This is a genomic window from Bradyrhizobium sp. HKCCYLS2038, assembly GCF_051167655.1.
Lineage (GTDB): Bacteria > Pseudomonadota > Alphaproteobacteria > Rhizobiales > Xanthobacteraceae > Bradyrhizobium.
Window position 1 is genome coordinate 439,416 of the sequence record NZ_JBNPTM010000001.1, and the last position, 13,402, is coordinate 452,817.

Annotated in this window: 4 protein-coding genes; 3 read left to right on the forward strand and 1 reads right to left on the reverse strand. The window is 64.1% G+C overall.

What is annotated here, in order from left to right:
* Positions 1-205 precede the first annotated feature (205 nt).
* Complete coding sequence (locus tag ACQR1I_RS01975; RefSeq protein ID WP_434865502.1) at positions 206-7,132, forward strand: Npun_F0296 family exosortase-dependent surface protein; 6,927 nt, start codon at positions 206-208, stop codon at positions 7,130-7,132.
* Between the two features lie 102 nt (positions 7,133-7,234).
* Positions 7,235-9,463: a CHASE2 domain-containing protein gene (locus ACQR1I_RS01980; protein ID WP_434865503.1), complete on the forward strand. Its 2,229-nt coding sequence runs from the start codon at positions 7,235-7,237 to the stop codon at positions 9,461-9,463.
* Between the two features lie 370 nt (positions 9,464-9,833).
* On the opposite strand, the gene ACQR1I_RS01985 is transcribed toward ACQR1I_RS01980, so the two are convergent.
* On the reverse strand, positions 9,834-11,429 hold the full coding sequence (locus ACQR1I_RS01985; RefSeq protein ID WP_434865504.1) for an ABC transporter substrate-binding protein: 1,596 nt from the start codon (positions 11,427-11,429) through the stop codon (positions 9,834-9,836).
* 217 nt (positions 11,430-11,646) lie between these two features.
* Between ACQR1I_RS01985 and ACQR1I_RS01990 the strand changes: the two genes are divergently transcribed.
* On the forward strand, positions 11,647-13,296 hold the full coding sequence (locus tag ACQR1I_RS01990) for an ABC transporter substrate-binding protein (RefSeq protein WP_434865891.1): 1,650 nt from the start codon (positions 11,647-11,649) through the stop codon (positions 13,294-13,296).
* Positions 13,297-13,402: the final 106 nt, after the last annotated feature.

Sequence of the window (13,402 nt, forward strand, 5' to 3'; positions counted from 1 at the left end):
TCACCGCTTCAATACTTGATAATTCAGCATTTGAATTTTTCAAGTGAGGCAAAAACTTGTCGAGTTGGCAGCAATCCCATGGAAAGAGGCTCTTCTTGCGGGTTGGAAGCACAAGCTGAAGATGGTTCCGCCAGACACGCCCCAGTGATATGCAGGCATTGAGCACAAATTCTTATGTAATAATTAACCATATGTCGGTGGCCCCGTGAATTACGCTGGCAAATTTGACGCCGCGCTTTTCTCCGATGGCCTTGGCGCGTCCGCGCATACCCATGCGCATGTGCGGCTCGACGCGCCGCCGGCCCACGCGCCGGCTGACGCGATCGTCGTTCCCGACGCTCACTTTCTTTTCAACGCCGAGTTCAAGCGGTCGGGTCTCGACTTGGTCCTGTCGTCCCAAGGGCGCGACATTGTTCTGACGGACTATTTCAAGGGCGAGAAGCGCGCTCCGCTGGCGTCGCCCGACGGCGCGCATCTCACCGGAGACCTCGTCGGAGCGCTCTCGGGCGCCGTGCAGGTCAGCCAGGCGGGAGCCGCGCCGAGCGCCGGCAAGGTGATCGGTCACGTCACCAAGCTTCAGGGCACGGCGACCGCGGTCCGCAACGGCGTCTCGATCATTCTTCACAACGGCGACAACGTCGAAAAGGGTGACGTGGTCCAGTCCGGCACGGACTCGACCCTCGGCATCACCTTCATCGACGGCACGGTGTTCGGCCTGTCCTCGAATGCGAGGATGGTGCTGAACGAGATGGTGTACGACCCGAACGGGTCGAACAATTCTTCGCTGATCAGTCTGGTCGCCGGGACGATCTCCTTCGTGGCCGGCGAGACGGCCAAGCATGGCGACATGAAGGTCGACACGCCGGTCGCGACCATGGGAATTCGCGGCACCGCCGTGCTGGTCGAGATCGACTTCACCGTGCCGGGGCAGGGCAGCCTGCCCGACGCCAAGTTCCAGGTGCTCGTCGAGCCCGATGGCCGCACCGGCTCCTACGTTCTGTTCGACAAGACGACACTGCAGCCGATCGCCGTGGTCAACCAGGCCGGCCAGCAGATCCAGATCAGCAATGGCGTGGTGAACCAGAGCGCGGTCCCGCTCTCGCCCGACATTCAGAAGCTCATCAACGACGTCTTCTCGCTCAAATTCACCGACAACAACACCAACCCCAAAACGACGACCCATTTCACCGACATCGGCGCGCTGCAGACGCTGACCGGGCTGAAGTTCGCCGACGGCACCAGCACGGTCCCGAAATTCGCGGTCACCGACATCACGATCACGACGACGACCACGACCACGACGACGACCGAGCCGCCGTCGCACATTCCCGGGCCGCCGGAGGTCAGGGTTCTCGACATCGCCGGCCGGCTGACGACGGCCTTCGCGCTGGCGGAGCGTGCGGGCCAGACCGGCGTGAGCAGCGATCTCGACACCGTTCTCAGCCGCGTCAATTTCGCCGACATCAATCCCGGCGACCAGCCGACCGTCTCGGTGAAATTCAGTTCGTTTGCCTACAAGAGCGCGCAACAGACCGATGTCACCGGGACGTTGAACGCGCTGCAGTTGAAGGACGCGCTGGCGACGGCCGTGAAGGTCACGGTGACGGCGGATCCGACCAACAAGAATTACGGCTCGGCGACGCTGACCTACAGCGTCCCCGACAACGCCTTCGATTTCCTCGCGGCCGGCGAGAAGCTGACGCTGACCTACATCGTGCGCGTCGACAACAATTTCGCGCCGGCCAACGAATACTCGGAAGTGCCGATCACCATCACGGTGACCGGCACCAACGACCAGCCCGAGATCACGGCGAGCGTTCAGCCCATTGCCTTCGCGGGCGGCACCAGCGTGCCGGGTGGGCCGCTGACGACGGATGATCCGACCTCGGGCACGCTTACCTTCGATGACGTCGACCTCACCGACACCCACAGCGTCTCGGCCAAGCTGAGCGGCGCTGTGCTGGAGGGCGGCGGCAACGTTCCGCCGGCGCCGCTGGCGTTGTTCGAGCAGGCGCTCACCGCGTCACTCGTGACGGACAGCACCGGGAGCGGTACCGGCAAGATCGACTGGAGTCTGGCCGATCTTCCGGTCTATGTCGCCGATTTCATTCCGGCCGGAAAGACGCTGACGCTCACCTACACGGTGACCGTCACGGACTCTCAAGGGGCGACCTCGACCCAGACGATCACGGTAAGCATCACCGGCACCGACGATCCGGCCGTGGTCTGGATCGCGACGACGCAGGGGCAGTCCGGTGAAGGCAGCGGTGCCCAATTTCTGTTGTGGGATGACGGAGCGAACTGGGCGACCGGTCTGGCACCGACGGCAGGCGACGACGTCATCATCATCACCGATCAGTTGCACGGCCTGACGCCGGCTTTCCCGGTGACGATCGATGCCGACGCCTTCGCCAAGTCGGTCAGCCTGAACGATTTCGGCGGCGGGGCCATCCCGCAGCTGGACAATCACGGCACGCTGTCGATCAGCGGCGCGCTCACGGCCAGGGCCGATGCGCATATCATTAATTTCGCGAACGCGACCGTCACCGTCGGCGGCTCGGCGCAGATGCTGGACCAGAGCGTGCTGCACAATGCCGGCACGGTGCTGCTGGCTGGCGGCGGCGAGTTCGGCGCTGCAGCCGGCATCACCAACACGGGGACGATCGAGCTGTCCGGCGGCGTGCTGACCGTGCTTGGCAGCATCGAGAATGCCGAAGAGGACAGCTCCGGCGTGATCCAGGTCGATCGCGGGGCGAGCTTGACGCTCGATGGCGGCCGCATCGACGGCGGCACCATCGTGATCCAGGGCGCTCCCGTGGTTCATACCTTCGGAACGCTCGGGGACGGCGAAGACGCGCCGCCGCAACAGCCCGACGGCCTGCTGGTGTTGAACGATGGCGCTGTCATCAGCAATGGCGAGCTGAGCAATTTCGGCACGATCGATGTATCCGGGCTGGGCAATACGTTCTCGGACGAGAGCGTCACCAATGCCGGCCTGATCGACGTCAAGGCCGGCGGCGAACTCACGCTCGGTGTTGACACCGCGGTCGACAACACGGCGGGCGCGATCGCGGTCGAGAATGCCGCCAAGCTCACGCTGACGAGTTCGAGCGTTGCCGGCGGCACGCTGACGAATAAGGCCAGCGGAACGATCTCGTTGAGCGGTCACGCGGCGGTCAGCGGCGGCGTACTCGGGAATTCCGGCGTGATCGACGTGTCCGGCGCTGGCAATGCGCTGGAGGACGAGAGCGTCACCAACGGCGGCCTGATCGACATCAAGGCCGGCGGCGAGCTCGCGCTTGGTGTTGACACGGCGGTCGACAATGCGGAAGGCGCGATCACGGTCGAAAATGCCGCCAAGCTCACGCTGACGAATTCGAGCATTGCTGGCGGCACGCTGACGAACGAGGTCGGCGGAACGATTGCGTTGAGCGGTCACGCGGCGCTGACCGGTGGCACGCTCGGCAATTCCGGCGTGATCGCCGTGTCTGGCGCCGGCAATGCGCTGGAGGACGAGAGCGTCACCAACGACGGCCTGATCGACGTCAACGCCGGCGGCGAACTCGCGCTCGGTGTTGACACCGCGGTCGACAATGCGGAAGGCGCGATCACGGTCGAAACTGCCGCCAAGCTCACACTGACGAATTCGAGCATTGCCGGCGGTGCGCTGACGAACGAGGTCGGCGGAACAATCGCGTTGAGCGGTCACGCGGCGGTCAGCGGTGGCACACTCGGCAATTCCGGCGTGATCGCCGTGTCCGGCACCGGCAATGCGCTGGATGACGAGACGATCACCAACGCCGAGGCGGCCGCGATCACGATCGCGCTGGGGGGCGCTCTGTCGCTTGCGGGCACCAGCATTGCTGGCGGCGTGATCTCCAGCCAGGGCCTGATCGAGGTGGCCGGCGACAGCAGCATCGACGGCAGCGCGCTCGAGGGCGGCGCAATCCAGATCGGACATGCCGGCGGCGTGAACGGGGGCCTTGTCAACACCGGCGACGGTCCGTCCGCCCCATCTTGGGTGCCCGCAACCCTCCTCGTTGAGGGCGGTACGGCGGTGAGCGATGCCACGATCGGCATCGATCCCGGCTCCGTCCTCGAGGTCGCCTCGGCGGCGGGTGCAACGATGACCAGGGTGGCCGTCGACAACTCCGGAATGGTCCAGGTCGACCAGGGCTCCCTGCTGGTGCTCGAGGACAGCACTGTCACCGGCGGTGACCTCGTGAATCGCGGGACCGTGCACGTCGAGACCAAGACCGTGACCACGTTCGACGGTGTCAATATCGACAACGACGGTGGCGTGATCATCATCGACGATGCTGGCAATGCTCCGGTGCCGTCGACGCTGATGTTGGACGGCAACACCGTTCTGACCGGCGGCACGCTGAGCGTCGGCATCGTCGGCACGCTCGAGATTGCCGGCGGCGACGTGACCCTGGCCGGCATGCATGTCGAGAATCTCGGCACCTTCATCGTCGATCTCGATTCCGTTCTCGCCCTCGTCGGCACGGACGTCGTCGGCGACGGCACGCTGTACATTCATGGCACGCTCACCGCGAGCGGCCTCAGCAGCCTCGGCGGCACGATCATCAATGACGGGACGATCGAAGTCGTCGGCGGCACGTTGGAGATCAACGGCTCGATCTCCGGCCTTGGAACCATCGCAATCGATGCCGGCGCAATCCTGCACTTCGGCGCCGGCAACACCCAGACGATCGACTTCAGCGGCCTTGGCGGCAGCGAGCTTGTCGTCGACGACAGCGGCTTCTCGGTCGATGGTGTCGGCTCCTCCATCAAAATCGCCGGCCTCGACGTCTCCGACACGATTGATCTGTCGACGATCAGATGGGATGCGGCGACGACGACGGCGGCGTACGACTCGACGACCGGCATTCTGACCGTCAGCGACGACGACGGCGACAGCGTCAACCTGATCCTGACCGGCGCCGACTATTCGGGCGCGCACTTCGTCGGCAGCGATGACCACCATGGCGGAACGCTGATCACGCTGGCGGCCCAAGACTCCGCGCCGGTCATTGCCAATCCAAGCCAGACCGGATCGATCGGCGAGACGGCACAGCAGACCGGCGCGTCGAATCCGCACAGCGTCGGCGGCACCATTCAGTTCACCGACGCTGACCTGACGGATCGCCCCACCGCCGCCATCCTGTCAGGCGCGCAGAGCGTGAGCTGGACCGGAGCCGACCAGACCGATCTGTCCGGTCACTTGAGCTCGGGGCAGATCGCTGCGCTGGAGCAGGCGCTGCAACTGAGTCAGAGCGGCAACACCAACAACGGCACGGTCGACTGGACCTATACGGTCGCAGATGGCGCGCTCGATTTCCTTGGCGCCGGCCAGACCGTCAAGGTCACCTCGACGGTCACGATCAGCGACGGCAAGGGCGGCAGTGCGACCTCGACAATTGTGGTCACCATCACCGGTACCAACGACCAGCCGGTCGTCACCTCGGCGCTCCAGACCCGCGAGATCGCCGAGCAGGCGGGCACCTCCGACTCCAGTCAGCTGGATGGCGCGACCGGCGTGATCACCTTCACCGATGCCGATGCCACCGACACCCATGCGGTCAAGGTCACCGGCGTTGCTGTCGAGGGCGCGCATGACGGCCTTCCGTCCGACAGCTCGGTCCTGCTGAGCTGGCTGTCGCTCGGGCAGCTGAAGGAGTCCAGCAATGGCGGCACCGGATCGCAGGCCTGGAGCTTCTCGGCGAAGGACAAGGTGTTCGACTATCTCGGCGTCGGCCAGCATGTGACGCTGACCTACACCGTCGAGATCAACGACGGTCACGGCGGCGTGGTCGACGTGCCCGTCACCATCAAGGTCAACGGTGCCGAGGATGCGCCGGTCATCACGGGTGAGACCAACCCGATCGTCCAGACCGTGGTCCTGTCCCAACACGCGACTGTGCTCGCGAGCGGCGCCTCGGTGAATGCCGAGGGGATGCCGACCGAGACGTTCGACGATTCGTCGACAGGCAGCACGTCGGGCAACGGGCGCGGCCACGGCAGCTTCCAGAGCGCGGCGCTGCATGCGACCTTCACGGCGAGCGGCGACGCAGGAATCGTGCATGGATCCTCGCCGGTGTCGGCGGCGCCCTTTATGTCTGACGGCGCCGACAAGACCGGTTATCTCAGCATCGGCAATCACGCGCAGGAGACCATCACCTTCGACAGCGCCAAGAACAGTTTCGGGCTGTATTGGGGCTCGGTCGACGCCTACAACAGCATCTCGTTCTACAACGGCACCAAGTTGATAGCGTCCTATACCGGCAGCGACGTGGCGCCGCTGCTCGCCAATGGCGGGCAGAACTCGCTGGCCTCCAACGGCTATGTCGAATTCCTCGGATTGGCGCCGTTCAACAAGGTCGTCCTGGCGAGCAGCCAGGATGCGTTCGAGCTCGACAACGTCTCGGCCGGCACCATTGCGGGTCAGCCGGTCAAGCTGGCAAGCGGCATGTCTGGCACCCTGTCGGTGATCGACAAGGACATCGGCGACGTGTTGACGGCCTCGGTGCTCGGCAATGGCGTGGTCAAGTACTCCGGCGCGGAGAGCCTGCCGGAGACCGTCCATGTCGAGGCGCTGGCCAGCGCAGGGGCGATCACGTTCGACAGCGTGACGTCCCACGGTGGCACCGAGGTGCTGCATTGGAGCTACCATCCCGACGCCGTGAACCTGGATTTCCTGCAGCCGGGCGACACGCTGACCGTGACCTATCAGGCAAAGGTCAGCGACGGCCACGGCACGTCGGGCGCGCAGCCGCTGACGGTCACGCTGACGGGCAATGGCGCGACGACCGTCAACGGCACCGACCAGAACGACAACTTCGTCAATGTCGGCGGCGGCGTCACGATCTTCGGCAAGGCAGGCAACGACACCTTCGTCTTCAACCCCCATTTCGGCAGCGCCACGATCGGCGACCTCGATCTCGCGAAGGATATCGTCGAGATCGATCGTTCGCTGTTCGCAAGCGTCGAGGCGCTCGTCGGCGCGGCGCAGTCGGCCAATGGCGGGCACGACACCGTCATCACCGATGCGGCGCATGATACGCTGACGCTCAAGGGCGTGACGCTCGATCAGTTCAAGGCGCATCACGACGGTTTCCACCTGGTCTGAGCCGCCGACCTTGCAGCGGCGCTCTTTCAGCTGGATCGCGGGACACACGCTTTTCCTGGATGAGTCTCGAATCGCCGGTCTCGGCATGATATCGGAAGCGGCATGAAGCGTTTGAGGGCAGTGCCACGATGGTTCGCGCGCAAGTTCGGCTATGCGCGCATGATCTGCCTGCTGCTGTTGGTCGCCTTCGCGGCGGTGCGTAAAGTCGATCCCGCCCCGATGCAGGAGCTGCGTCTTCGTACGTTCGACACTTTCCAGGCCCTCAGTCCGCGGATGAAGACCGTCCGTCCGGTCACGATCGTCGATATCGACGAGAGGAGCCTCGCCGATCCCAAGCTGGGACAGTGGCCGTGGCCACGGACGCGGATCGCCGAGATCATCGAAAAGCTGACGCAACTCGGCGCCGTCGTCATTGCTTTCGACGTCGTGTTCGCCGAGCCGGACCGGTTGAATCCGGCACTTGCGGCTGAGACATTTCCCAATCTCGACGAGGTGACGCGCGAGAAGCTGAAGGCGCTGCCGTCGAATGATCAGGTGCTAGCGGATAGCTTGCGGCGATCGCGGATCGTCGTTGGTGAGTCCGGCAGCAACGAGGTGCGCGCCGACCTCGACAAGACCTTGCCCGTCACGGGCGTTGCCACGCTCGGGCCCGACGCCATTCCCTTTATGGAGAGTTTCCCGGGATTGTTGCGGAACGTTCCGGTGATCGAGCATGCGGCGTCCGGACGCGGGCTGTTTACGATTCCATCGGAGCTCGACGGCATCATCCGCCGCGTGCCGATGATCATGCAGGCGCAGGACATCACGATGCTCTCACTCAGCTTCGAGATGCTCCGTGTGGCGACCGGCTCGGACACGGTGCTCATCAGGACCGATATCGGCGGCATCACCGGCCTTCGCCTCGCCGGCTTCGAGATCCCCACCGACCGCACGGGCAAGATCTGGCTGCACTATGCCGGCCATGATCCCTCGATCTATGTATCGGCCATCGACGTGCTCGAGGGACGCGTGGCGCCCGACAAGATCGCAAGGAAACTGGTCCTGATCGGACCATCGGCGATCGGTCTGAACGACATCAAGACGACGCCGGTCGACCCGGCCATACCCGGGGTCGAAGTACATGCCCAGGTACTGGAATCCGTGCTGACGGGAGCCATCCTGAAGCCGCCGTCCTGGGGCATTGCGGCCGAGTTCTTCGGTTCTTTGCTGCTCGGCCTGCTCGTGATCGTATTCGCGCCAAAACTCGGCGCCGTCACGTTGGTGATCGTCGGAGCCGTGATCGCGGCAGCCTTGATCGGCACGTCCTGGTTCTCCTATGCGCAGCATCGTGTCCTGATCGACTTCACCTATCCGATGCTGTCGACGACGGCGATCTACCTGACGCTGATCTTCGCCAATTTCGTCCGTGAGCAGAACCAGCGTCGGCAGATCCGCGCCCACTTCGGGCAATATGTTTCGCCCGCCCTGGTCGAACGTCTCACCCAGTCGCCGCCCAAGCTTGGCGGCGAGGAGCGCGAGATGACGATCATGTTCTCCGATGTGCGTGGTTTCACCACCATTTCGGAGAGCTACAAGCACGATCCGCAGGGCCTGACACGGTTGATGAACCGGTTTCTGACGCCGCTGACCAACGCGATCCTGGCGCGCCAGGGCACGATCGACAAATACATGGGCGACGCCATCATGGCGTTCTGGAATGCCCCTGCCGATGATCCCCAGCATCATCTGAATGCATGCGAGTCCGCGATCGACATGCTCGTATGCGTCGACGAGCTGAACCGGGCGCGCGAGCAGGAGGCCAGGGACGGCGGTCACGTCTACATCCCGCTCAACATCGGCATCGGTCTCAATACCGGCGTGTGCGTCGTCGGTAATTTTGGCACGGACCAGCGCTTCGACTATTCAGTGCTGGGCGACAGCGTCAACCTTGCCTCCCGCCTCGAGGGTCAGTCCAAGGAATACGGCTTCCCCGTCATCGTCGGCTCGGCGACGGCGATGGCAGTCAAGGACAAGCTCGCAATCCTCGAGCTCGACTTCATCATGGTGAAGGGCAAGACCGAGCCGGAGGTGATCTACGCCATCGCCGGCCGCGAGGACGTGATGTATTCCGAGCGCTTCCAGCTGTTGCGCAACCTGACAATCGAGATGCTGGCCGCGTATCGCAGCCGCGACTGGGACGAGGCGCTGGCCGCGATCGCACGTGGACGGAAGAACGACGACGCGAAGGAGCTGACGAAGCTGTTCGATCTCTACGAGGCGCGGATTGGCAACTACCAGCAGAACCCGCCGCCGGACGACTGGAACGGCGCCCACGCGCTGACGTCGAAGTAGCCGGGGTCCGTGGGGTGGGCAAAGCGGCGCCGTAGGCGACGCGTGCCCACCATCGACGGCGGTGGGCGCGGGCGGTTGGCACGGCGCGCGACAGACCTTGAATGGTGAGGCCGAGCACGGCGCGCTTTTGCCACCCTAGAATTCTTCGTTGGGTCGGATCTGACCGACACAACAACAATGTCATCCCGGTGAACGCCGGGATCCATAACCACCGGCCCTTGTTGGTGGACTAGCTGGCTGGCAGCGGCCGGGACGACAGTCTCTCCGTCGTCATTGCGAGGAGCGGAGCGACGAAGCAATCCAGAGTCGTTGGCTTGGCCCTGGATTGCTTCGCTTCGCTCGCAATGACGGCCTCGAGCGTTGGCGGCTCTCACTCCGCGCCGATCGTCGTCAGGTCCTGGAACCAGTGCTGGGCCTGGATGAACTTCTTCACCTTCGGCGACAGCGCATGCGGGTTGGTGTCGTGCACCACCCAGACCAGCACGGCGTCATCGACCACCGCCGCATGGGCCTGCGCGATCAGTTCGTCCTGCTTGGCCGGATCGAACGTCTGCTTGGCCTCTGCGATGAGCGCATCGACCTTCGGATTCTTATAGCCGCCCCAGTTCACGCCGACAGGCGCGATCTGGTCGGAGGCAAAGAACCGGACGATAGCGTAGAGCGGATCGGAGGTGACATAGGCGATGTTGTTGGCGGTGATGCCGGCGTTCATCTCGTCGGCGGCGCCCTTGCGCCAATGCGTGTACAGCGTCTCCAGCTCGACGACCTTGAAGTCGATGTCGATGCCGATCTCCTTGAAGCTCTGCTGCAGGAATTCGTTCATCGGCAGCGACAGCATCTGTCCCGTGCCGCCTTGCGCGATGATGAAGGTCGTCTTCAGCGGCTTGGCTGGCGAGTAGCCGGCTTCCTCCACCAATTTCCTGGCGGCAGCCAGATCATACTTCAGCTCGAAGCTTGGCTTGCCGAACCACGGGCTCGACGGGTCGACCTGGCCCTTGGCCGGCTTGGCCAGGCCGTTCATCAGGCCGACGACTTCATCGCGGTTGATCGCCAGGTTGAGGGCCTTGCGCAGCCGGATGTCGGTCCAGGGCGAGCCTGGAAGCACGCTGAGATGATAGTTCCAGACGTGCGGCGTGACGTTGTCGACCAGCTTCATTCCGGCGGCCTTGAGCTGCGGAACGGCGTCCGGCGCCGGCGTCTCGATCAGGTCGACCTGGCCAGCGAGCAGCGCGTTGGTGCGCGTCAGCGCCTCCGGCATCGGCACCAGCACCAGCTTGTCGGTCTTCGGAATGCGGTCCTTGTTCCAATATTCGGAATTCTTCGAAAGCTCGGCGAGCTCGCGCGGCACCAGCTTGGTCAGCTTGAAGGGACCGGTGCCCGAGGGCTGGCTGGCGAACTTGTCCCAATCCTTGCCGAGCTTCTCGTACTGCGCCGGGCTCGAAATCAGGAACCACAGCATCTGATAGGGGAAGAACGAGTCGACCGTCTTGGTCGTGATCTCCACGGTGGAGTCGTCGATCTTGGCGTAGCTCGCCACCGATGGCAGGCGCGTCTTCACCTGTGCGCTCTGCCGCTTGTCGAACTGCGGTGCCTTATCATTGAGCACCTTCTCCAGATTCCAGATCACCGCATCGGCATTGAAGTCGCTGCCGTCGTGGAACTTGACGCCCTTGCGCAATGCGAAGCGCCACTTGGTCTTGTCGGCGTCATCGACCTTCCACTCGGTGGCGAGACCCGGGATCAGCTTGCCGGGCTTGTCGGCGACGCTCATGTCCCAGGCCACCAGCGGATCGTAGATCGTGTAGCCGGTAAACTGATAGGCGCCGGCGCCGCGATCAGGCTGGCCGGTCGTCAGCGGGACGTCGGCCATCGAGATGCCGTAGCGCAAGACGGTTTCGGCGCGCGCGGCCACGGCAGAGAGGCCGAGCGCAAGCGCAGTGGCGAGCAAGGACAATTTCATACGCATCAGGATGAAGCTCCGTGAAATCCGGATCAAATTCGATGCGGAAACCTGCAATCCGGGTGCCAAAGCCCCGATCAGATCATTTGAGTACAAACGGTTGTGACCACGCGTCGCAGAGGAGCGCTCGGGAGCAGTGCTGGCATAGGCGTTGCATAACGCTGCCCAGAATTTAGCCAGCGGATCGGAGACCTTGATCGTGCTTTTGCGTCCAGCGACCTCAATGATGAAGCGCGCAGCCGTTGCGGCCGCGATGATGACGAGCGCAGCTTTCATCGCGCTGCCGGTGCAGGCCGGCGCCGAATCCGTGCTGCGCATCGGCATGACCGCCGCCGACATTCCGCGCACGCTCGGCCAGCCCGACCAGGGTTTCGAGGGCAACCGCTTCACCGGCCTCACGATGTATGACGCGCTGACCGCGTGGGACCTGTCGTCGGCGGACAAGCCGAGCGTCGTCATTCCCGGCCTCGCCACCGAATGGAAGGTCGATGATGCCGACAAGACGAAGTGGACGTTCAAGCTGCGCCCCGGCGTCACCTTCCATGACGGCGCGCCGTTCAATGCTGACGCCGTGGTGTGGAACGTCGAGAAGGTGCTGAAGCAGGATGCGCCGCAATTCGATCCGAGCCAGGTCGGCGTCACCGCCTCGCGGATGCCGACGCTGGCCTCGGCGCGCAAGATCGACGATCTCACCGTCGAGCTGACGACCAAGGAGCCGGACAGCTTCCTGCCGATCAACCTCACCAACCTGTTCATGGCGAGCCCGAGCAAGTGGCAGAAGCTCTTTGAGGCCGCGACTGGTGCTGACGACAAGGCGAAGTCGCAAGCCGCATGGGCGGCGTTCGCCAAGGAGGCCTCGGGCACCGGCCCGTGGAAGATGAGCAAGTTCACGCCGCGCGAGCGGCTGGAACTGGTCAAGAACGAAGCCTATTGGGACAAGGCGCGGGTGCCCAAGGCCGACAAGATGATCCTGCTGCCGATGCCGGAGGCCAATGCGCGCACGGCGGCGCTGCTGTCCGGGCAGGTCGACTGGGTCGAGGCGCCGGCGCCGGATGCGCTGCCGGAGATCAAGCAGCGCGGCTTCAAGCTCTACGCCAATGAGCAGCCGCATGTCTGGCCGTGGCAGTTCTCGCGCATCGAGGGCTCGCCCTGGAACGATATCCGCGTCCGCAAGGCCGCCAATCTCTGCATCGATCGCGAAGGTCTGAAAGATGGTCTGCTGGCCGGGCTGATGGTGCCCGCCACCGGCACCTTCGAGAAGGGCCATCCTTGGCGCGGCAACGTCACCTTCGAGATCAAGTACGACAAGGCCGCAGCGCAGAAGCTGATGCAGGAGGCGGGCTTCGGCCCGAACAAGAAGCTGGAGGTGAAGACGCAGACCTCGGCGTCGGGCTCCGGCCAGATGCTGCCGCTGCCGATGAACGAGTATCTGCAGCAGGCGCTCGCGGAATGCTATTTCGACGTCAAGCTCGACGTCATCGAGTGGAACACGCTGTTCACCAATTGGCGCCGCGGCGCCAAGGATGCGTCCGCGAACGGCGCCAACGCCACCAACGTCACCTATGCGGCGATGGATCCGTTCTTCGCACTGGTGCGCTTCCTGCAGTCGTCCATGGCGCCGCCGGTGTCGAACAATTGGGGCTTCATCAACAATCCGAAGTTCGACGAATTGGTGAAGAAGGCGCGCCAGACCTTCGATCCCGCCGAGCGCGACAAGGCGCTGGCGGAGCTGCACGCCGCCTCGGTCGACGACGCTGCGTTCCTCTACGTCGCCCACGACGTCGGCCCGCGCGCGATGAGCCCGAAGGTGAAAGGCGTGGTGCAGCCGAAGAGCTGGTTCATCGACTTCTCGCCGATCTCGGTGGAGCCGTAAGGCTCCATCCTCCACTCGTCGTCATGGCCGGGCTTGACCCGGCCATCCATCTTTGACCCGTGGTGGGGACCGCGTGGATGCCCGGGTCAAGCCCGGGCATGACGAT